General features: G+C 60.5%; 17 protein-coding genes and 3 pseudogenes. 13 read left to right on the forward strand and 7 right to left on the reverse strand.

What is annotated here, in order from left to right; all coding sequences use genetic code 11:
• Positions 1–57 precede the first annotated feature (57 nt).
• A complete protein-coding gene (locus JSO19_RS05805; RefSeq protein WP_270910359.1) occupies positions 58–1,626 on the reverse strand; it encodes a flavin-containing monooxygenase in 1,569 nt (522 codons plus the stop codon).
• A 29-nt stretch (positions 1,627–1,655) separates the two neighbouring features.
• Positions 1,656–2,507: an alpha/beta fold hydrolase gene (locus JSO19_RS05810; protein ID WP_270910360.1), complete on the reverse strand. Its 852-nt coding sequence runs from the start codon at positions 2,505–2,507 to the stop codon at positions 1,656–1,658.
• Positions 2,508–2,632: 125 nt separating this feature from the next.
• Between JSO19_RS05810 and JSO19_RS05815 the strand changes: the two genes are divergently transcribed.
• From JSO19_RS05815 to JSO19_RS05835, 5 genes and pseudogenes are all read left to right on the forward strand, one after another.
• Positions 2,633–3,433 (forward strand): IclR family transcriptional regulator, encoded by an 801-nt coding sequence (locus JSO19_RS05815; protein WP_270910362.1) that lies wholly within the window; start codon positions 2,633–2,635, stop codon positions 3,431–3,433.
• Positions 3,434–3,920: 487 nt separating this feature from the next.
• Positions 3,921–4,802 carry a helix-turn-helix domain-containing protein gene (locus JSO19_RS05820; protein ID WP_270910364.1) on the forward strand — a complete coding sequence of 294 codons (882 nt, stop codon included), beginning with the start codon at positions 3,921–3,923 and terminating at the stop codon, positions 4,800–4,802.
• 45 nt (positions 4,803–4,847) lie between these two features.
• Entirely contained in the window at positions 4,848–5,921 is a 1,074-nt protein-coding gene (locus tag JSO19_RS05825) for an ABC transporter substrate-binding protein (RefSeq protein WP_270910366.1), read from the forward strand.
• 4 nt (positions 5,922–5,925) lie between these two features.
• Positions 5,926–6,555 (forward strand): annotated as a pseudogene (locus tag JSO19_RS05830) (siderophore-interacting protein); the annotation flags it as partial.
• Positions 6,456–6,854: pseudogene (locus JSO19_RS05835) on the forward strand (SIP domain-containing protein); the annotation flags it as partial. The pseudogenes JSO19_RS05830 and JSO19_RS05835, both read left to right, overlap by 100 nt.
• 41 nt (positions 6,855–6,895) lie before the next feature.
• On the opposite strand, the gene JSO19_RS05840 reads toward JSO19_RS05835, so the two are convergent.
• The 3 genes and pseudogenes from JSO19_RS05840 to JSO19_RS13115 form a co-directional block, all read right to left on the reverse strand.
• On the reverse strand, positions 6,896–8,608 hold the full coding sequence (locus JSO19_RS05840) for a long-chain-fatty-acid--CoA ligase (RefSeq protein ID WP_270910368.1): 1,713 nt from the start codon (positions 8,606–8,608) through the stop codon (positions 6,896–6,898).
• Between the two features lie 224 nt (positions 8,609–8,832).
• The gene (locus JSO19_RS13110) at positions 8,833–8,997 is read right to left on the reverse strand and encodes a hypothetical protein (RefSeq protein ID WP_442915708.1); all 165 of its coding nucleotides are present in this window, start codon (positions 8,995–8,997) and stop codon (positions 8,833–8,835) included.
• A pseudogene (locus JSO19_RS13115) lies at positions 8,977–9,392 on the reverse strand (transposase); the annotation flags it as partial. The pseudogene JSO19_RS13115 and the gene JSO19_RS13110, both read right to left, overlap by 21 nt.
• A gap of 758 nt (positions 9,393–10,150) precedes the next feature.
• On the opposite strand from JSO19_RS13115, the gene JSO19_RS05850 reads away from it, so the two are divergent.
• From JSO19_RS05850 to JSO19_RS05885, 8 genes are read left to right on the forward strand one after another with little or no spacing between them, the layout of a single operon-like run.
• The gene (locus tag JSO19_RS05850) at positions 10,151–11,440 is read left to right on the forward strand and encodes a DUF2326 domain-containing protein (RefSeq protein WP_270910370.1); all 1,290 of its coding nucleotides are present in this window, start codon (positions 10,151–10,153) and stop codon (positions 11,438–11,440) included.
• On the forward strand, positions 11,437–11,673 hold the full coding sequence (locus tag JSO19_RS05855) for a helix-turn-helix domain-containing protein (RefSeq protein ID WP_270910371.1): 237 nt from the start codon (positions 11,437–11,439) through the stop codon (positions 11,671–11,673). Before JSO19_RS05850 ends, JSO19_RS05855 begins: the two co-directional genes overlap by 4 nt.
• Positions 11,657–14,047, forward strand: a complete 2,391-nt coding sequence (gene hsdR / locus JSO19_RS05860; RefSeq protein ID WP_270910372.1) for an EcoAI/FtnUII family type I restriction enzme subunit R — start codon at positions 11,657–11,659, stop codon at positions 14,045–14,047. Before JSO19_RS05855 ends, hsdR begins: the two co-directional genes overlap by 17 nt.
• Before the next feature lie 16 nt (positions 14,048–14,063).
• Positions 14,064–15,023 carry a class I SAM-dependent DNA methyltransferase gene (locus tag JSO19_RS05865; protein ID WP_270910373.1) on the forward strand — a complete coding sequence of 320 codons (960 nt, stop codon included), beginning with the start codon at positions 14,064–14,066 and terminating at the stop codon, positions 15,021–15,023.
• Complete coding sequence (locus JSO19_RS05870; protein WP_270909090.1) at positions 14,938–16,425, forward strand: site-specific integrase; 1,488 nt, start codon at positions 14,938–14,940, stop codon at positions 16,423–16,425. The genes JSO19_RS05865 and JSO19_RS05870 overlap by 86 nt, the downstream gene beginning before the upstream one ends.
• 1 nt (position 16,426) lies before the next feature.
• The gene (locus JSO19_RS05875) at positions 16,427–18,259 is read left to right on the forward strand and encodes a hypothetical protein (protein WP_270909089.1); all 1,833 of its coding nucleotides are present in this window, start codon (positions 16,427–16,429) and stop codon (positions 18,257–18,259) included.
• On the forward strand, positions 18,256–20,352 hold the full coding sequence (locus JSO19_RS05880; protein WP_270909088.1) for a hypothetical protein: 2,097 nt from the start codon (positions 18,256–18,258) through the stop codon (positions 20,350–20,352). Before JSO19_RS05875 ends, JSO19_RS05880 begins: the two co-directional genes overlap by 4 nt.
• Complete coding sequence (locus JSO19_RS05885) at positions 20,349–20,747, forward strand: hypothetical protein (RefSeq protein WP_096256314.1); 399 nt, start codon at positions 20,349–20,351, stop codon at positions 20,745–20,747. The genes JSO19_RS05880 and JSO19_RS05885 overlap by 4 nt, the downstream gene beginning before the upstream one ends.
• A gap of 4 nt (positions 20,748–20,751) precedes the next feature.
• Here JSO19_RS05885 and JSO19_RS05890 read toward each other — a convergent pair whose 3' ends face one another.
• Positions 20,752–20,985: a helix-turn-helix domain-containing protein gene (locus tag JSO19_RS05890; RefSeq protein ID WP_333735021.1), complete on the reverse strand. Its 234-nt coding sequence runs from the start codon at positions 20,983–20,985 to the stop codon at positions 20,752–20,754.
• A gap of 11 nt (positions 20,986–20,996) precedes the next feature.
• Complete coding sequence (locus JSO19_RS05895; RefSeq protein WP_270909087.1) at positions 20,997–22,031, reverse strand: Eco57I restriction-modification methylase domain-containing protein; 1,035 nt, start codon at positions 22,029–22,031, stop codon at positions 20,997–20,999.

A 22,031-nucleotide genomic window follows, 5' to 3' on the forward strand; every position in this document is an offset into this window, starting at 1 on the left:
GCGAGCAACCGGTGAACCCGGTGACTCGCGGCGATCCGCCTCTCTCAATTGCGTGCGCTAGATGAGCGTGGCCTCGGCCTTCGGCTGCTGCTCGGTGAGCGGGCGAACGGTGCCGTCGGCGCCGCGCGAGAGGAAGCCCGCGCCCGTGAAGTGACCGTTGCGCGCCCTGAAGTCGTAGGCGTAGTCGGGCCAGATGAGCGTGAGGTTGCCCGAACGCGGATCGACGTACCACGAGTTGCAGCCGCCATCCATGAGCCAGACCGAGGTTGCGGCCCGCTCCTGAATCTTGGCGACGTACTCTTCTTCGGCTGGGCGAGCCGGAACGAGCGTGCGCAGCCCCTCGGCATCAGCCCGGTCGAGGGCCTCGAGAATGTACTGCACCTGCGACTCGATGATGTAGACGATCGAGTTGTGGCCGAGCGAGGTGTTGGGGCCGTTGATCGCGAAGAGGTTCGGGAAGCCCGAAACCGCCGTCGAATCGAACGCCGACATGCCGGTCGACCAGTGGTTGGCGAGCGAGACTCCCTCGCCGTCGAAGATCGCCTCGGCGAACGGGGGCTGCGCCGCTTCGAAGCCCGTGCACAGCACGATCGCGTCGACCTCGTAGCCCACGCCGTCGGCCCCGTAGGCCGTGGTGCCCTCGACCCGCGTGAGCGCGCTTGCCTCGAGCGTCACGTTCTCGCGGTTAAAGGTCGGGTAGTAGGCGTTCGACGAGAGCACGCGCTTGCAACCGGGCATGTAGCTCGGCGTGAGCTTCGCGCGAAGCTCGGGGTCTGGCACCGCGCGCTCAAGGTTGCCGAGCGCGTTGGCCGTCACCTCGGCGAGCGCCGCAGGAACCGCACGGCGCTGCGCGTAGGCCGACTCGGCGAACCAGAAGATGTCGTCACGCTCGCGCTGCATCGACTCGGCGTCGCGCGCGAACTTGCGGCGGGTGGCGGCCGAGTATGGCTTCACGATTCGCGGGATCACCCAGGCTGGCGTGCGCTGAAAGACCGTGAGCTCGCTCGCGATCTCGGCCATCTCTGGCACCACCTGAATGGCCGAGGCGCCCGTGCCGACAACGGCGACGCGCTTGCCGGTGAGGTCGACATCGTGGTTCCACCGCGCTGAGTGAAAGATGTCGCCCTCGAAATCGGCGAGGCCCGGGATATCGGGCAGGCTCGGGTCAGCAAGGTGCCCCGTGCCGGTGATGAGGTACCGGCCGGTGTAGGTTCCCCGAGAGGTGCGCACGATCCACCGCTCCGCCTGCTCGTCCCACTTCGCCTCGTCCATGTTCGCGTTCAAGCGCAGGTGCGGGCGAAGGCCCTCCTGCTCGGTGACGTTCAACAGGTAGTTCTGAATCTCGGGACCGGGCGTGTAGAAGCCCGACCAGTCGGGGTTCATCGCGAACGAGAACGAGTAGAGGTGGCTCGGCACGTCGCACGCCGCCCCGGGGTAAGTGTTGTCGCGCCAGGTGCCGCCAACCTCGCCGGCACGCTCGATGATGAGAAAGTCTTCGCGGCCGGCACGACGCAGCTGTGCGCCCATGCCGAGACCAGCGAAGCCCGCGCCAATGATGAGAATCTCGGCCGTTTCGTCGAGCTGCTGTGCCCCGGCCTGTTCGGTGGTGTGTGTTTCAGTTGTCATGATGTTCGTGTTCTTTCAGAAGTGTTCAGTCAAGACCGGGTCTCGGGAATGATCGACCCTGCAGCGAAGCGGTCGGGCTCGCGCAGGAAGAGATCGGTGATCTGCATGAGCTCAGACTGGCGCTCAAAGAAGATCGCGTGGCCGCTCGAAACGGTCGTCAGGCGCGCATCTTCAATCGCGCCGAGCAGCTGTCGCTGGTGGTGGCCCGGAACCATGATGTCGTCACTGCACGAGACGATGAGCGTGCGTGCGGTGATGCGCTCGATCTCGTCGCTCAGGTCGATCTCGGCGTTCAGCGCCATCTGCTGGCGCAAGAACTCGTCCGCGGTGAGCGTCGTGAGCGCACCCTCGAGCATCTCGGGGGTGAACTGCTGCAAGAACTGGCCCGAGAAACCGCAGAACGCGGTGTAGCGACTCAGCGCATCGCGATCGTTTTCGTACAGGCTGTGCCACACCTGGTTGCGCAGGCCCTGCTGAAGGTCGGTGGTGATCCACCCCGCAACGAGAATGAGGTGCTGCACGCGTGAGCCGAGCCTCGCGGCCAGCGCCTCGGCCACGACCGAGCCGAGCGAGTAGCCCAGCAGGTCGAAGGGGGTGTCGGGGCCGAGTACCGTGTCGACCGCCTCGCGCACCTGTGCGACGAGTAGGTCGAGGGTGAGTTCGGTGCCCTCTGCCGGTGGCGCCCAGTCGACGCCGATCACTCGGGTTCTGGTCGCCATCATCGGGAAGAGGTGGCCGAAGTGGCTCGCCGTGGTGCCACCGGTGCCGTGCACGAGCACGAGCGGGCGGCCGCCGTCGATGGTTGTCGTCGAATCGTGCACGGTCACCATGCTGCCGTGCACGTCGAGCTGCGAGGTTTGCGTCGTTTCAGTGAGAGACATAACGCTCCTTTGCCGTTCTGATTCTCATTTATTGGACATTACATGAGAATTCTGCCTACTTTTCTTGTAGCGTAACGCACTTATGTCCGTTAATCGAATTTTCGCCGATGCGAGAGAATGGAACCATGCCCCTCTCGCACGAACCACACGCCCCCGTCGGCGTTTTGCCGCGCGCCGCGGTGTTGCTGCGCCTGCTCTCAGAAGCCGACGAACCGGGGCTGCGCTTGCAAGACCTCGTGCCACTCTCGGGCCTCGCCCGCCCCACCGTGCACCGCCTGCTCGCCGACCTCGCCGACCTCGGCGTCGTCGAGCGCACCGCCACCCGCCACTACCGCCTCGGCCGCGCCCTCGAAGAACTCGCGCTCGCCCTGCCCACGCCGGGCCCCCTGCGCCACCTCGACGAAACTCGCGCACTACTGCAAGAGCTCGCGACCGACATCGGCGACACCGTCTACCTCGCCCAGCGCAACTACCGCTCGGCCACCTACCTCATGCGCTGCGACGGCGACTCACCCATTCGCGTCTTCTCGGTGCACGTCGGCGAAGTGAAACCCCTCGCGACAAGCTACGCGGGCGTCGCCCTGCTCGCGGGCCTCGACGAGCCCCAACGCGAGCGGGCCATCGCCGAAGCCGCCGCCAACCCGCCCTCACGCTGGCTGCCCCGCGACGCCGAAGCCCTCGCCGAGCGGCTTCGCACCCTCGTCGCCCAGGTGCACGAGCGCGGCTGGTGCGGCGGCCTGCCCGTCGTGCCCGACGTTGCCGGCATCGCCTGCCCAGTACCCCACCCCAGCGGATCATCGCCCGTACTCTCCATCACCATCTCGGCCGCCGAGGCCCGCATGCCGGCCGCTCGCGTCGACGAACTCGCTGGGCGCCTCGTCGAGGTGGCGGCGCGTGTGGGGGAGCTGGGGGCTGCGGCTCGGTGAGTGGCGCTGGTGGCTCGGTGAGTGGCGATGGTGGCTCGGGGCTAGCGCGGTTGCCGGTTCGGGGCTGGCGCGCTCGGTCAGCGTTAGTGCTGGCTTGCGGGCGCGATCCGCGTTGAGTTGGCTTGCTTGCGCGATCCGCGTCTATTTGACGAAAAGCAGGGTGTTTTCCGACAAACACCCTGCTTTCTGTCAAGTGAACGAAAATGGGGCGTGCAAGCGTCGGCCCAGGCCCCGGTATGGGGCGGAGAAGGCGGTCGGCGACGGTTAGCGCGCGGCAGCTGAGCGGCGCTCGGGTCGCGCAACCTTCAAAACGCGTCTACTTGACGGAAAGCAGGGTGCAACGCGGAAAACACCCTGCTTTCCGTCAAGTAGATCGCGCGGGAGCGAGCACAGCCGGGGCGATCCGCGCGAAATGAGCTGTCTGTGCATGTGTTCGTACCCGCCGCCGCTGTTCCTTATCTGATCTAGTTAAGGGTAACCTAACACCATGCCTCTTTCGTCACTGGCCGAAGCCGCGCCGCCCGAGGTGCACGACGTCACCGATCCCGAGACGCTTATCGACGAGCCGTTTCTGCTCACCACCCTCGTGCGCGAGCAGCCCTCGAGCGCGCACTGGATCGAGCACAGCCATGCCGTCGCCGAGCTCATCTGGGTCGCCTCGGGCGTCGTCAACGTGAGCGCGGCCGGGGCGATTTACGTGCTGCGCGCCGGGCAAGGCCTTGTCGTACCGCCCCACATGACGCACGGCTCGCAGGTCATGCGCTCGGCCCGCATCGGCGCGACCTATTTGCGCACGGTGCCGGGCGCCCTGCCGCAGGACCAGCCGGTCTCGGTGAGCATGAGCCGCGCGCTCATGGAGATGTTGCAGCACCTCAACGAGACGGCAATGCCGCAGGATGAGCGGCTTCGCGCACAGCAGGTGTGCCTCGACATGATCGGAGCGTCTCGAGCGCTCGGCCCCGGAATTCCCGTTCCAGACGACGCACGCATTCGCCGCATCACGCGCGCCATTCTTGCCGACCCGGCCGACGACCGCTCGCTCGAGCAGTGGTCGGTCATCACGGGAACGAGCGTGAGCACGATCGCGCGCACCTTCACCGAGACCGCCGACATGAGCTTCGTGCGCTGGCGCCGCCAGGTGCGGGTGAAGGCCGCGATGTCGCTGCTCGCCGAGGGGCTGCCGGTGACCGCGGTGGGCCGGCGCGTGGGCTACAGCTCGCCGAGTGCCTTCGTGACCGCGTTTCGGCAGGAGGTCGGGCAGACGCCCGGCGCGTACCTGCGTGGGCCCACCGCCGAGGCGCACGAGAATGCCGCCGCGTGCGCCGATTCAGGCACGTTGTGCCCGATGCGCGACATCGAGAGTTCTTAGGCTCGGTATGCCCGCCACCGCGGGCCCGAAAACGCTAGGAGAACCATGACCCGTCTTGCCGCGACCCGCACCGGCGCATCTGCCCGTGCCACCGCCGCTCTGCTCGCCACCCTCGCCCTTGCCCTCACCGGCTGTGGCGCTCAGGGCACGAGCCCCGAGAAGAGTGATGCCGAGGCATCGTCGCGCATCGTGATCGAGCCAGAGGCGGGCGCTTTTCCGGTTGCCGTCGATCACGCCTTCGGCACCTTCGAACTCGACGAGGCACCTGAGCGGGTCGTGACGATCGGCTGGGCGAGCGAAGATATTTCGGCGGCGCTCGGCGTCGTGCCCATCGCGGTTCCCGAGAGCTGGGCTGGCGACGACGACGGGCTCGTGCCGTGGTTTCGCGACACCGTCGAGACCGCTGGCGCTCCCCTGCCCGAAACTCTCAACGATATTGGCATCGGCGAGATCGACTTCGAGCAGATTCTCGCGCTGAAGCCCGACGCGATCATCGCCCCGTTCTCGGGCATCACCGACACCCAGTACGAGCGCCTCGAAGAGATCGCTCCCACCCTCGCGTACCCCGAGAAGCCCTGGTCGCTCGACTGGCAAGATCATGCCGAGCTCATGGGCGAGGCCCTCGGCCGCCCCGCCCTCGCGAAGCATCTCGTTGCCGACACGCGAGCGGCCGTTGAGGCGCAGGGTGCCGAGCATCCCGAGTTCAAAGACGCCACGTTCGTCTACTCGACCGCGGTGAGTGAGGGCTCAACCGACGTCGGATTCCACGCCCCGAGCACCTCACTCATCGGCATCATCGAAGATCTCGGCCTCGCCCTCTCGCCGCAGGTGGTGGATCGCGCCAAGCAGTTCGCCGACGAGATTTACTTCGGCGTGAGCCTTGAAAAGGTCGACGAGATCGAGGCCGACGTCTTTCTCGGCGTCGTGAACAACCAGGACGAGGTCGACTACGCGCTCGCCCAGCCGCACTTCGCGAGCTGGCAGCCGATCGCAAACGATCACGCCGTGTGGCTCACCGACCGCCAGGTCTCGCAGGCTGTCGCTGCCCCCTCGGTGCTCTCGGTTCCGTGGGTGCTCGACGAGTTCGTGCCCGAGCTCGCCGAAGCACTGGCCCGCTAGCCCGATGACCCAGACTCCCACCCCTCCCGGCCCGCCCCGCGTGCACCGCGCGATCGTGCTCGAGACCGAGGCGCTCAGCCCCGGCATGATGCGCGTGACCCTCGGTGGCCCCGACCTCGACGACTACCCGACCACGGGCTCGCCCGACGAGTACGTGCGGCTTTTCTTCGCCGATGAGCCCACCGCCGAGCCCCGCTTGCCCCGCGTCGTGGGCCGCGGGTGGGAGTACCCCGAAGGTGTCGCACCCGCCGAGATGCGCACCTACACGATCCGCTCCCATGCTCCCGGCCGCGTGACGATCGACTTCGTGCGGCACTCGGGAGGCCTCGCCGCCGACTGGGCCGAACGGGTGCGCCCGGGCGGCGCCGTTGGCCTAAGCCGCCCCTTCGCCCAGTTCGCGTGGGGCGAGCTGCCACCGCACCGTCTCACGCTCGTCGCCGACGCGACCGCGCTGCCTGCCGTCGAGCGCATCGTCGAAGAGACATCGCCCGAGACCGAGCTGCGCATCTTCTGCGAGGTCACCGACGAACGCGACGCCCGCCTGCCCGAGGCAGCCGCATCGCGCAACGTCGACACCGTGTGGATCTACCGCGCCGGCAACGGCTCGCACGCCAGCCGCGTCGCCGACGCCTTCATGCGCGCCCCCTCGCGACCGACGGATCAGAAACCGCGTGGATCGCCGGCGAGTCTGCCATGACCCGTCGCGTGCGCACCCATCTGCGAAAGACCCTCGCTTTCCCCGCAGCCAACACGCACCTCGTGGGCTACTGGACCGACAACGAAGAGGCCTGGCGCGACCGCTTCGACGCCCTCGACGCGGCCACGCACGCACGGCTCGACACCCTCTACGCCGCGTACGCCGCCCAGCCCGGCGCAGCCCGCGAGGCCGTGCTCGATGAGATCTATGCGGTGTACGAGGGGGCGGGGTTGTAGCGAGGCGACGGGCTCTGGCCACCTCGCCCGGGCTTAGCGCCCTACCTCTTGGCGAGCAGCAGCTCGCGCACCTCGCGGCGCAGCACCTTGCCCACGAGCGAGCGCGGCAGTTCATCAACGAAGGTGACGCGCCGCGGAACCTTGTAGGCCGTCAGCCTCGTACGGCAGAATTGGCGCACGGCCTCGGGCTCGACGGCCGCTCCGTCGCGCAGCACGACCGCGGCCGCGACCATCTCGGCCCCGTCACCGCGCGGCAGCGAGACGACCGCCGCGTCTTCAATATCGGGGTGCGACATGAGCACCTCTTCGACCTCAGAGGGTGAGACGTTGAAGCCGCCCGTGATGATGAGCTCTTTACGGCGGTCAACGACCGTGACGAAGCCATCGGCCGAGAGCGTCACGATGTCGCCCGTGCGCAGCCAGCCGTCAGGCAGCAGCGTCTCGGCGGTGTCTTCGGGGCGCTTCCAATACCCACCAAAGACCTGCGGCCCGCGAATCAAGAGCTCTCCCGGCTCGCCGATGGCCACCTCCTGCGAGGGATTGTCGGGGTCGATCACCCGAATCTCGGTGCTGGGAAAGGGCACGCCAACCGAACCAGGTCTGCGCGAGGGCCCCGCAGGGTTGCCGAGCGCGACCGGCGAGGCCTCGGTCATTCCATAGCCCTCGACGAGCAGGCCACCGGTCACCTCTTCCCAACGCTGCACGGTCGAAACCGGCAGCGGCATCGCGCCCGAGAGGGCGAACCGCACCGTCGAAAGGTCGATCTCGCCGTGCAGGGCGGCGCGGGCGAGCTGGTCATAGATCGGGGGCACCCCGGGCAGGAACGTCGGGGGCGTGTGCTTCGCGGCCTTCTTCACGAGATCAACGTCGAAGGTCGGGAACAGCACGAGACGCGCACCAATGCTCATCGCAAACGTCAGGCACAGTGTCAGCCCGTACGCGTGAAAAAGCGGCAGCACGCCGTAAAACACCTCGTCGCCCTCGTGCAGGCCCGGCAGCCACTCGCGCCCCTGCATCGCGTTCGCGCGCAGGTTGCCGTGGGTCAGCATCGCACCCTTCGGCTTTCCGGTGGTGCCGCTCGTGTACTGCAGCACGGCAATGTCGTTGACCTCTGGGCCAGCCACACGCTTCGGCAGACGGCCGCCAAAGAGCGATTCCCACGAGCGCATGTGCCTCGACGCGGGCTTCGCGGTGAGCTTCTTGCGCGCTTCGCGAGCCTTCGCAACCGGGAGCTTGAGTGCAAGCTGCTGGGCCTTTGGCATCGCTTTGGTCATGTTCACGGAGACGATCCGCCCGGGTTTCACGCTCGCCGGCAGGCGGTCGATCTTCTCGCTCACGACGTCCCAGACGATCGCCACGCCAGCCTCGTGATCGGCGAACTGGTGCAGCAACTCGCGCTCGGTGTAGAGCGGGTTGTGCTCAACGACGACGGCGCCGAGGCGCAGCACGGCGTAGAAGGCGACGACGTGCTGCGGGCAGCTCGGCAGCACGAGGGCGACCCGGTCTCCAGCCCTCACGCCCAAGTTGCGTAGGCCGGCGGCGGCGCGCTCAACCTCTTCGTAGAGCTGTTTGTAGGTAGTGGTGCGGCCGAAGAACTCCAGAGCGACGTGGCCCCCGAACCGCTTGGCGCTCACTTTCAGCGCCTCCGGCAACGTCAGATCGACCGGATCAATCTGGGGGCGAACCCCCTCGGCGTACGAGGCCAGCCAGGGCCGCGTCGTACTGGGCTGAACCGGGTCACACACTGCAGACACGATACTGACCTTCTTCCCTCGCGTATGGCTTCAGCCTAGGGAGTGGTCTATTCGCCGGGCCGTATGGACCTACGAATGAAACGAGCTAATAGGGCGCTAAATCAGCCGCATTATTCAGCACTCATCGCGGCCGCAGTCTGGCCCCATATCCCTGAAAGCAGTGACGCGCTTTTCTCATCGCCACGTAAAGGGTCTGCATGTATGGGTTGGTGACAGTTGGTCTGTCAGGCCGCAAGCGCGACTGACGTATTTATGGTTGCTTCGAACTCGACCGGCGTCAACCGACCCAACCGGGCCTGCCGACGCCTGCGACGATAAGTCCGCTCGATCCAAGTCACGATCGCGATACGCCACTCCTCCCGAGTTGCCCAGAAGCCCCGGTTCAGCACACTCTTCTGCAACAGGGAGAAAAACGATTTCATCGCCGCGTTATCCCCGGCAGCACCCACACGCCCCATCGAGCCGACGAGCTTCTATCGGGTGAGTTCTCGCCGGAACCTCCCACTACGAAATTGCGACCCACGGTCACTGTTGTATCACGCACCCACTAACACCTCCACGCCTGGCAACCGCGTTCTGAAGCGCTGTGGCCGCAAGAGATGACTTCATGCGGTCACTGATTGAGTACCCCACAATCCGGTTCGAGCACACATCTTTCACTGCGCACAAGTAGAGTTTGCCCTCACCGGTTCGGTGCTCCGAAATATCGGTGAACCAGAGCGTGTCCACCGTCTCCGCAGCGAACTCACGCTGCATGAGATTCATCATGCACGGTAGGCCTGGCAGCTTTGCTTTCCTTCGTGCTTTCTCCTTCCCGAACACGCTCCACCAGCCCTGTTCAGAACAAATCCGCCACGCAGTCCGATCTGCCATCGGTTCACCCGGATCGTCCTGATGCGCGTCGTAGAGTGCGTTCGCACGATACGCCTCGACAAGTTCCCGCTCATCAATGGGCTGCGTCAGCCACCGATAGTAGGACTGGCGGGCGAGCTTCAAAATCCCGCACGACACTACGACGGGATTCCCACCCGCGGCGAGCTATTTCACGAGCGGGTACATCATTTTCCCGGCAAATGCGCCTGGGACAGATACGCTGCTGCGCGCCGCAACACCTCAACTTCCTGTTCGAAGAGCCTGTTGTGCCTGCGCAGCTCACGTAATTCCTCGTTCTCACTAGTCGTGATGCCAGGACTCTCGCCAGAATCAACGCGTTCTCGATACAACCATTTCTCGAGGATTACTTAATGAATGCCAAGGTCTTTGGCCACTTGCGCGATCGCAACCCCGGGCCCACGATTCCCCGCGCCCTAACCACGTCCTCACGAAACTCCTTCGGAAACATTTTCGGCATAATGACATCTTTCCAAACTAGCCAGTATCCAGCCACATTGAGTGTCACCAACCCATATAGCAGACCCGACCAGAGTCGGTCTTCATTCTTGGTCGCATTTGTGCTAACTTTGTAGGTAACAAGACCGGTTCCGCTGCCCGCTTCGGTGGGAGTCCAGGGCCGGTCCTCGTTTTTCTCTCCGGGCGGTGACGATGGCGGGCGCCAAGCAGTTCAAGACGTATGCGCAACAGCTTGCGCTTCTTGAACAGCGGGGCATGACCATCGAAAACCCAGCCTCAGCTGAAGCACTGCTGCGTCAGCTGAACTACTATCGACTCTCCGGCTACTGGCACCCCATGCAGGGATTTGATCCCACCTCGGGACAGAGCCTGGACGAGTTTCGCCCGGGTGCATCCTTCAACCTTGTTCACCAGCTGTACTTTTTCGACGAGCAGCTCCGACATATTGCGTCAGGTGAACTAGCGCGAATCAAGCTGGCCGCAACCGAACCGCAGCTACGGGCGCTTCGAAACCGCACCGATAACACGTTGAGTATTGATGATCAAGACCGCTCAAGCGAAGTTGCCAACCTCAAGGCTCAGTTACAAGAGCCCAGAATCCGAAGAGGCCAGTACCAACCCCAAGCAAACATCGCAGAACAAGCACTCACCGGCACACAACCCATCGGGCAAGAAGACCTCGACGCCTTGACGTCGTACTTCCCGCAGGTCAACGTTGCTCGTTTGCATGGGGTCGAAGGTTTCCATCGCGAATTGACCGACGCGCTACGCGACGAGCACCAGCGCCAGTTCGACGTATACACGAACGCGGCACGTGAGACAGACGGTCAGATTGCTTACGTGGAAGATCGCATCCGGGCGCTGGGCAAACCGGTCGACATCCTTGACGAGACTTGGGACGAATACGGCAAGCTTTCAGCCAATCGCAAGGCGCTCAAAATCCAACTCGGAATCTGGGATGGAAAGGAAGCGAGTCTTGCAGAACGAAATCGTCTGCGAGAGGAACTCAAGTCACTCCGACAGTCCGCGCTGATTGTTGCACGAAGAGCCACGAACGGCAAGCTTGTCGAACTGAATGGCCTCGCGGCAGCCGACCAGCAACCGCCCGTATTGAACTTCAACGAGAACGGCACCAACTACAAGTTTGAGTCACCCGATGACGAAGGCTTCGGCGTAGCTGACAAAGGCCTGTCCCCGTTCGACCTTGCAGTGTTCAGCCTGACCCCGATTCCTGTGATCATGCAGGAATCCGTGCTGTTCAACAACATCGAGAAGGACATCGTAGGCAAGCTCCTTGAGTTGCACGAGCAGTCAAACAAGCAAGTCTTGATTGCCTTCGCCCGAGAGCAAGACTACGAAGGCACCTCTGTAGAAGAGATCGTGAACAAGACCAGCTTCATCACACTCGGGCCTGACGGCAAAGCCCTTTACGGTTGGCAATGGAATAAGAAAACAGACGAGCAAAAAGCGGAGGAGCAATGAGAAGAATCAGCTACAACCCGTTGTGGAAGAAGCTCGTCGATAAAGGCTGGTTGAAGCGCGACCTCCAGCAGAAGGCCGGTATCAGTACCGGCACCGTCGCGAAGCTCGAACAGAACGAGAACGTCACCACCGCCGTGCTCGTCAAAATCACCGAAGCACTTGACTGCGAACTTATCGACATCGCGGAGATTGTCGAAGCCACGAAGGAGGATAGCGATGCCAAAGCTCACTGAAGAGGACGTCAAGCTTCGGTTCATTACTCCTGCAGTCACGGAGACGGCTGGTTGGCCTAAAGAGCAACTTCGCATGGAGCTTGTCATCGCTCCCGGCCAGGTCATTGTCCAAGGCACCAAGACCAAGCGTGGCAAGATCAGCAAAGCGGATTATGTTCTGCTTGGCTCGAAGTCACGTAAGCCGCTCGCGGTTGTTGAAGCTAAAGATATGGAGCACACTGTCCGTGCAGGGCTCCAGCAGGCACTCGGTTATGCCGCGAAGCTTGACGCGCCGTTCGCCTACTCATCAAACGGTAAGGGTTTCATCGAACACGACTTCTTCACCGGTGTTGAGCGAGAGATCAGCTTGGATGAGTTCCCAACCGAAGAGGAGTTGTGGCAACGCTACCTGGTCGGTAAAGGGCTCGACGCTCAGGGCGCGGCCCTGATCGCTGAGCCATACCACCTTGACGCGTTCAAACCGCAAGAAGCTCGCTATTACCAACAGGTAGCAGTAGACCGCACACTGGAAGCCATCGCCCACGGCGACCGCCGCCTACTCTTGGTCATGGCCACCGGCACCGGCAAGACGTTCACGGCCTTCCAGATCATTTGGCGGCTCCTCAAAGCTGGAACCGTGAAACGGGTACTGTACCTTGCCGACCGCAACGTGCTGATCGATCAGACAATCACCGGTGACTTCGAGCCGCTCTCAGGTCGCATCACCAAGGTCAAAGGCAAACACTTGGATTCTTCTTACGAAGTCTACATGAGCCTGTACCAGCAGCTCGCTGGCGAGGAGGGTGAAGAACCGTTCCGGCAGTTCAAACCTGAGTTCTTTGACCTTGTCATCATTGACGAGTGCCACCGAGGATCCGCACGCGAAGAATCTCTGTGGCGACGGGTGCTGGACTACTTCTCGAGTGCCATCCACATTGGTATGACGGCAACACCTAAGGAAACCAAGGAAGTGTCGAACATCGACTACTTTGGTGAACCCGTCTACACGTACAGCTTGAAACAGGGCATTGAGGATGGCTTCCTCGCTCCGTACAAGGTGATCCGTGTTGGCCTGGACGTTGATCTGGAGAGCTGGCGGCCATTCGAGGGACAAGTGGACGTTGATGGCAATGAGGTTGAGGATCGCGAGTACAACGTCAAGGATTTCGACCGCAATCTCATCATCGATGAGCGCACCCAGATGGTCGCCAAATACGTGACGTCCTGGCTGGAGAAGTACGGCACCGATTCGAAGACCATCGTCTTCTGCGTTGATATTGAGCATGCTGAACGAATGCGCCAAGCCCTCGCGAATGAGAACCTTGAACGGATCATCGAGGACTACCGGTACGTCATGAAGATCACCGGAGATGATAAGGAAGGCAAGGATCAACTCGACAACTTCGCTGATGTTAACGAGCAGTACCCAACGCTGGTGACCACATCGAAACTGCTCACCACAGGCGTCAACGTCAAAACGATCAAGCTCATCGTCTTGGAATCCAACATTGGGTCGATGACTGAGTTCAAACAGATCGTCGGACGCGGCACCCGGCTCGATCCTGAGCACGGCAAAGAATTCTTCACAATCATGGACTTCCGGGGCTCCACGCGGCTCTTCGCCGACCCGGACTTCGACGGCAACCCGGCAGGCAGCATAGACATGCCTCTGCCCGAGCCTGGAGATGACGGCGAGATCCTCGAACCCGTATGGCCAGACGACGAAGAGACAGTCGAAGACACAGACATCGAGGACTTCGGCCCAGAGGATGTGATCATCTGGGATCCGCCTTGGACCGACGACTCTGACCCTGAAAAGAAAGGCAAGGTGCGAGTTCGCGGTGTCGAAGTGAAACTGCTCAACGAGCGTGTGCAGTACGTCGATCCCGTTACCGGCAAACTCGTGACCGAATCGATCCGAGACTTCTCGAAGCGGTCATTTCTAAACACGTACTCCAGCCTCGACTCGTTCCTTACCGCTTGGTCGCAGGCCGAGAGAAAGGACGAACTAATCGGCCAGCTCAGCAGCCGAGGCGTCTTACTTGAGGCCATCCGCGAAGAAGCGGACGGCAGGTTCTTCGACGTTGACAATTTCGACCTGATCCTCCACGTTGCCTTCGATAAACCTCCACTGACCAAACATGAGCGTATCGATCACGTCAAGAAGCGTGGCTACCTGCACAAATACTCAGACACCTGCCGCGAAGTGTTGGAAGCGCTCTTGGATAAGTACGCAGAGATCGGTATATCTGAAATCGAAACAACCAGAATCCTCAGCGTTGACCCATTCATCCAGTACGGATCGCCGCAGAAGATTGCCCGCCTTTTCGGAGGACGCGACGCCTACCTACAGGCGATTCGTGAACTCGAAGACGCCCTCTACGAAGCTGCATAAGGAGCACAAGTAGCCAATGAGCCTGAACTCGTTCATCTCCACCTCCCGCAAGATCATGCGCGGAGACGCCGGGGTCGACGGCGATGCCCAACGCATCGCCCAACTCACCTGGCTATTGTTTCTCAAGGTCTACGACGCGAAAGAATCAGACTGGGAGTTCCACAACCCCGCCTATCAGTCGATCATCCCCGAACAACTCCGCTGGCGTTCCTGGGCGCCCGACCGTAAAGACGGACGATCCAAGACCGGTGAAGAACTGCTGACGTTCATCAACACTGAACTCTTCCCAGCTCTCAAATCGCTGCCGATCACTGTTTCGACGCCGCTCAGTCAGTCGGTGGTTCGGGCAGTCTTCGAGGACTCGAACCAGTACATGAAGGACGGCATCCTGATCCGCCAGCTGGTCAACTTGATCGACGAGATTGACTTTGAGGACTATGCAGACCGGCACGCCTTCGGTGAAATCTACGAGACCCTGCTGAAAGAACTCCAAAGCGCTGGCAGCTCCGGTGAGTACTACACCCCTCGCGCGGTCACCGACTTCATGATCGAAATGATCAACCCGAAACTAGGTGAAACGGTCGCTGACTTTGCTGCCGGAACAGCCGGGTTCCTCACCTCAACACTCAAACACCTCGACGAACAAGTCGAGTCTGTTGAAGACCGCGAGGCATACCGTTCTAGCGTTTACGGCATTGAGAAGAAGCCAATGCCTTACCTACTTGGCGTGACCAACCTGCTGTTACACGACGTCGACCAGCCACAGTTCATCCACGGCAACTCGCTCGAACGCAACGTACGTGACTTCAAAGACAGCGAGAAGTTCGACGTCGTCACCATGAACCCCCCGTTCCCTCCAAAATGTCCGTGTTGGGGTGTAGGGTGCTGCCATGACGAGCAACGACGAGATTGCCGGATGGAGACTACGCAGCGCCCGGCCACGCCGACCAGACACTCCTTCCAGCTGGCTGCCTGAAGATTTCCTGAATCTCGCCCAGCGAGAAGAGGAAGCGGGGCTTCGCAACGACGAGCTCTTCCTCCTCAAGCCCGATGGCTACCCGGACCTAGATGTTAGTGCCTATCTGCACGACCGGTCGTTCCGCCGTCTATCCCGCGCGACACAAGTTTCCTACGCCAAGGATCTGCGCACACACTTCAACTTCCTGTACAGCCAGCACATTGGCTGGCGAGAATGCACAGTCGAACTATTTGAAGATTACGAATACTGGCGTCGCCGCGATGAACGGAATCCCTCCAGGATCTCTGGGGCCAAATTCAGCAGAGAGCTTGCAGCCTGCCGCCGATTCTACGAGTGGCACGCTAGACGCGGCACCATCCGCATCTCTCCCATTCAAACGTTCACTGATGACAGCTCCTCGAACCGGGCCGGTGTATCTGTACCGCTGATGCCCAAGAACGCCCGGAACAACCGGGTCAAGTGGCTCACCCCCGAGGCCTACCGCCAGTGGAAGCATGTTGGTTTGTCCGGCTACAACTTGGAAGGCCGGCAGAGGCACAACTGGCGCGGGAGGAACGAAGACCGCAACATCTGTTTCGCCGACCTGCTCTGGGATTCCGGGCTCCGGCTCCGTGAAGGCGCAACGCTGCTGTGGTGCGAGGTCCCTGCACTCCAAGAACGTACGAACTTCCACCAGGCGCGGCTGGCGACCGCAGTGGCGAAAGGCCGAGGTCGTAACTTCTGGGTGTCGAGGGCAGCCTTGCAAGGCCTCGGGGCCTACAAGTTGACCACTCGCGCAGAAGCTGTTTCACGGGCCCAGAAGGAGGGGCGGTACGACAATCTTTCTGGCAAACTGGTGCTTCAGTCCGTGGACGCAAACCGCCGAGCCAAGCTCATCGATGACAACGGCCGCGTGACCGCTTGCTCGCTGGACGACCTCTACGCCGAAGAACGCGAACGCCTGTTCATCCAAGGCGATGCGGGGCTTGAGCCAGCAATGGTCTGGCTGGCTGAATCGGGTCTGCCGATGAAGTACATGACCTGGGAGATGGTGTTCAGTACAGCTTCACAACGCTGTCGGTCCCAGTCGGTTCCGATAGCCTGCACTCCGCACATGCTGCGTCACTCATTCGCTTTGAGAATGCTGGTGTCGCTCATCCACGCCACCGATACCCGGCTTGGCATCACGCCGGAGGAACGGCGCGAGTACCGGATGCTCTTTGGAGACCCATGGGTTCTGGTACAGACCATGCTCGGTCATGTGAACGTCGAAATAACCAGGCAAGTGTACTTGGAACCGGTCCAGGGATTGCAGGTTGACTTGTTCCTCAACGCCGGCGAAAACGACGAGCACGACTTCTCGGCTGTACTGTCCAGAGAAATCCTGTCCTCACCTCTAGTCAACAAGGGAGTTCGTTAGCATGCCACGACTCAGAGCTGAGTTTCCGTCCGAGGCGTATCGTCGCCCGAAGAGGACGGACAGCAAAGAAACTGTGGTTACTGTTGTTGGTGAGAACGGTGAGTCGCTGGGTTCTTTCGACTTCAGCCGGTACCCATTAGTCGGGACGCTTCGGCAGTCTCTGATCCTTGCGTTCATCAAAGCCACCAGCTCGGGTGGGCGCTGGAGGCGTGCTGGAAGCTGCGCGGCAGGGCAGAGCGTGATTGGTACATTCCTGAAGTTCGTGGAAGCAAATCACCCAGATGTAGAGAGCATTGAGGGCATTACACCGGAGGTCTGGAATTCCTGGCGTGCCGACCTTGAGAGCCGGGTGAAATGGCCAGGACAGATCAATCTGAGCAGATCCTTGCTTGCTGACGTTGAAGGTCTTCCCGAGGCTACCCAACTGGTGCTACGAACCAGGGCACCGAAGCCAAAGTCCCGTGATTACAACGCCTATTCCCGTGAAGAGTTTGCCCGGATCAAGCGTGTGTATACGGGCTACGTGATGGAGGCTGAGAAGCGCATTACGTCCAACGTGAAGACCCTGATCGACTACTGGAACGGAGTAGAAGATCCTGAGGATAAACCGTATAGGGCGAGATGGAAGGATTGGAGCAAAGGCCAGATTCTTGACCATCTGCTGACCACCGGTGAGATACCGAAGGTCATGGAGAAGTTTCCGCACCATTCAGGTTTGAAAGAGCACTTCGGTCTTGAACCTCATCAACGGTCGAGGAATTTGCTGTTTCCAAGTCCTGCGGAAATCTTGGCCCTGGTAGTGCTGTTCATTTGCGAGCGGGGTTACAACTCGTCGGTAGTGTTCGGCATGGAAGTTCCCGAGTTGGCGTCTGGGATCCCCATCAAGTCCAGCGGATCGGTGTATACGGCCCATTTGGACAAACCCCGGCGTGGTCCAGCCAAAAGGTATTTCACCAGCAACTTCGCGGGAAACGAATCCCGTCTCATGGAGCGGGCTATTCGGATGACCCAGCCAGCTCGCTACACACTTGAGCAATTAGGGTTCCCCACAAACCAGTTGCTTATTGCTTTGGGCACACACACGACCAGGCATCCTTCCGGGATTTTCATTACGGACTGGTCAACGAGCGGTTACTTTGTGAAGTCCTTGGAGAAGCTGGCTCCAGTGCTCGGTGACGACGGTACTCCACTTCACCTGAATCTTCGCCGTCTCCGGCTGACCGAGCAGGTACACAGCCAGAGGAGCCGGCAGAACTCCGAGACGGTAAGCGAGGAAATCTACCGGCGGTCCGAGCCAGCGACTGTCAAGCAAGCGGTACCGGTGCTCTTGCAAGGGCAGCAAGAAGCTCTCCAGCACGCACAGAGGTTTGTCGAAATCCGCACCGTCACCACACAAGAGCTGCCGGCGGACGGAGCCCATGTGGAAGCGCTGTCCGCACGGCTGGGTATCGGCCAGGAGGCAGCCCAGTCGCTGCTCAACGGGGCACTGGATACGGCTACTGCCGCCTGCACTGACTTCTTCCACAGCCCCTTCGATACAGACCAGAACGGTGCCTGTGCGGCTTCCTTCATGATGTGCCTCGGCTGTGACAACGCTGTTGCCACTCCACGGCACTTGCCCCAGCTTGTGGTGCTATTTGATGCCTTGCAGTCCATCTCGTCCACGGTCAGCGAAGAGCGGTGGAACCGGGAGTTTGCAATGCACCAGGCAAGGCTGCGGAACCTCTTGTCTCGGCTTGCCACCAAGGCAGAGATCGCTGGAGCACGGTTGCAGAAGACAACGGAAACTGAGGATTTGATTTCTCGACTCATCGGAAGGGAGCTAGACGCATGACTACGCAAAGGCACGCTGAGGTCGCCCAACGTTTGCCTATCCAGGGGCACACGAAAGTCCATCCGGAGCTGTCAGACTCGGTCTTTAGCGACGGCGTGTGGACGCTTGATGTCAGCCGGCAGAAGTCAACGGCCCCATTGATCAACTTTCATTTTGCGAACGTGCCACCTAGGACTAGGGACTTTTGTAAGCATTTCCTCTGGTTGCTTCTGAATGAGGAAACGCCAATTAACCAGATGAACCGCAAGCATTCGATTCGCAGCCGGTTATCGGTGCAGAGCGTGCGGACAACCTACCACGACATATTACCGTTCCTGAGATGGTTTGAGTTTAGTAAAGAACGGAACCTGTCGGATCTGACCCCGGAAGCGCTGGACCAGTACGCGGATCTCATTGCTGACAGCAAGGTCTCCTACAACCCCAAGCGGCGGCAGTTACTGGCGGTGAGCCGCGTCTGGTTGCTTAGTCCATTTCTGCCTGCCCACTACCGACTTGTGTCCCCGCCCTGGGAGCGGCTGGGAAACCTCGAAGACATCGTGGGGGCCTCTGACTGGACTGCGGAAAACAAGACTGAGCCAATTCATCCAGCCACCATGTCGCCACTGTTGATCTGGTGTCAACGACTGGTCAACGATCTGTCCACCGATGTCATCGAAGCCTCCTCGGTGCGAGACAAGATGAAGTCCTCAATCCCCAAGGAACAGCCATCGAACGGGTTGGAAATCATCAATTCATATATCCGAGAACTCCAGCTAACTGGACAGAAGTTACCAGCAACGATCGTAAGGAATCGACGGCAAGGAAGAAGCACAGCTGTAGCAGCTGAATACCTCTCCGCGACACTAGGCGTACCCCAGTTCGCCCTGAAAGGGATTCACCACAAATACGAGGTATCCAACGAAGCCTCTGCTCCACTGCCCTACAAGCCGATGGGAACTATCGACGGCAAACCATGGACTGATTCAATCGACTACTACGAAGCTACCCGCCTGAAGCGGCTGGTGCTTACTGCCTGCTTAGTGGTCGTCTGCTATCTGAGCGGGATGAGAGGTGAAGAAGTCAGAGCGCTCAAACGAGGATGCTGCACGGAAATCACAGACGACGACGGATCGACGAGTTTCCGTATCGAGGGTCAGACTTTCAAATCCGCTACTAATGAGCATGGGAATCTCATTCCTGGAGGCAAGACCCGAGAGGTTCCGTGGACTGTGATCGGACCTGTCGCTCATGCTATTCATATTGCTGAACGACTGCACGGTCAAGAATTGCTCTTCCCGCAGAGCGAATTTAACGTCATATCTAGGCCTTCAGCAACAAGAGGAACCAGCGTCAGTAACCAGAGTGCTAAGGCGAATGTCGGCTGGCTCATCGACTGGTGCAACGAGCAGGCCGAGCGGCTGGAACGCGAACACGAAATCATCCCAGAAGACCCGGCCGGCCTGGTTGTCCTCCGTCGGTTCCGGCGTACCCTGGCCTGGTTCATCTACCGACTGCCAGGTGGCCGGGTCGCGTTGGGTGTCCAGTACGGGCATCTGCACAGCTACACCACTGATGGCTACGGTTCCAGGGTATCGGCAGGGTTACGCGATCTGTTTCCCATGGAGGAAGCCCTGAGCGTGTCAGATGGGCTGGCCCGTGCAGTGGATGCCGCTGACAACGGGAGCCACGTCAGCGGACCTGCTGCCGAACGGTACAAGCGTGCGGTGGAAGAATACCGGGATGTGTACTCTGGCAAGGTCATGAACGCTAAACAAGCCGCATCCTTGATGCGGAATCCGGCATTGCGTATCTACGACAACGGGCCGCAGATTCTCGCCTGCTGTTACGACCCCGCCAAGGCCCTGTGCCACCCAGACCGGAAAGTGAGCACGTCTGTAGGGCAGAGCCCGGACGCGACAGCCTGCGACTCACGGTGTGCCAACATTGCGCGGACCGATGAGCACATCGAACGCATCCAGCAGCTGATTGACGAGTCCAAGCGGGAAGCAGAATCCGAGGCGGTGCCATTGCCATTGCGTGAGCGTTCGAAGCAGCGCGTCAGCTTGCTGGAGGCACTGGTACAGGCCCACGATGAAACAGGGGTGGAGCTATGACTGACGAAACTCAGCGCCAGGCAATCCGTGATGCCATGACCAGGCTGGTCGAGGGGAAGCCACTGCGCTCAGACGGCAAGCTCACCATCAAGTCACTCGCGAACGAAGCCGGGGTCAAACGCTGGCTGCTGACCCACAAGTTCACCGACCTGCAAGACGAGTTCAAGGTCCGCATGGAGCTCACTGGCGGCGAACCTGCCGTGGTGGTCAAGCTACGCGAACAGCTCAAAGAACGCGACGAGACGATCACGCGGCTCAGAGCAGAGATCCGCGAGCTGACCAACGACCGGCAGCAGCTGGAGCGTGTTATCAACGTGCTGTCACTGGAGCAACAGCATGGTAGGACGGACAAGTCCAAGGTGGTTGGCATCCGGCGGCCGAAAGACGGTAGCTGACGGTCTACTGATCGTCGTCGGGTGGCACCTCAGCGAGGGTAAGCTTAAGGCCCAGCACCTCGGAAATCTTGCTCAACGTATCCGTGCTGACAGCGTCACTTGCTTCGACTCGTGCCACCGACGGGCGGGATACACCCGCCTTCGCAGCGAGTAGGCCCTGAGACCACCCGAGGTCTTTGCGCGCAACACAGACCTGCATGGCGATCCCAGACATGGCGGTTGAATCGGTTTCAGCCATGACTGTCGTGCTCAACTCATTGCTTTGACATTGGTTTCGATGAAGTCCATTTCCGAAGCGCTGAGATTATATTTCTTGTACAGCTGCTGGTCAATTTCGGGGATTGACTTCGACCAATCGATATCAGACTCGGACGAAAAGTCCTGTGCCGGGACATGCTCCCAGACACGAGACGGATTATCTTGCGTAATCTTTAACACGCCAAGAAGTGCACGAGCAAACTTCGTTCGGATGTAGTTGAGACAAGCAGAAGCCTCTTCAGACTTCTCAAAGCTTCCAACAGTCAGGAATGTCTGAGTAGTCGCGACTTGCGGCTCGAGTACAACTGGGGTGGAAAGAGCTTCGCCAAAATTCCCAGAACCATTAGCTTTTGCGACGGCCACTTTGAAATGTTCAAAGCTTTTTGGCCCTGTGATGAAATCACGACGAACCCAGCGAATTTCCCTCTTATTGCCCGATAGACCCATAATCCGTACATATTTATCACTCGAATCCGGCTTACCAGCGGTAAATAGGAAAGGGAGCTTTTCGAAAGCGTTAGCAATCACGATGTGCTGGGCAGAATGCGACATAGCTTCCGACGCTTCTGGATGTTCCTCGTGCATTTTGTGCGTGTATTTGTAGGCATCCCGCTTGGTCACGAGACTCGCAAATGAAGTTCCACCGAATGAAGTAACTTTTCGCATGATGCTAGTGAGCTCTTCGTGCTTGGTGAAGACTCCAAGTGGACCCAAATTTTGCTCAGAATCGCGATAAGTGACAGCGACGCCTCCCTTGATGTCCGTTCCTGGGAACAGTGTATTGCTATTTGGTACGTAGACCGGGACACTCAGATGTTTGTCATCGAGCATTTTCTGGTTCCATGTCTTCGTTGTGTAGCCCGCGTTGAACAGGAAACGGGCGGGTGTAATCAGAACTGCTTTCGAGCCGATTTCGTATGCCGCATCCATGAATTGCGGATAGATAGGCGGCGCACTGGTGGCACCGCCCACAGCTTCATCTTGATATGGTGGGTTTCCGATGACTACATCGAACTTCTTGGTCAT

Source organism: Leucobacter sp. UCMA 4100 (assembly GCF_027853335.1).
Lineage (GTDB): Bacteria > Actinomycetota > Actinomycetes > Actinomycetales > Microbacteriaceae > Leucobacter_A.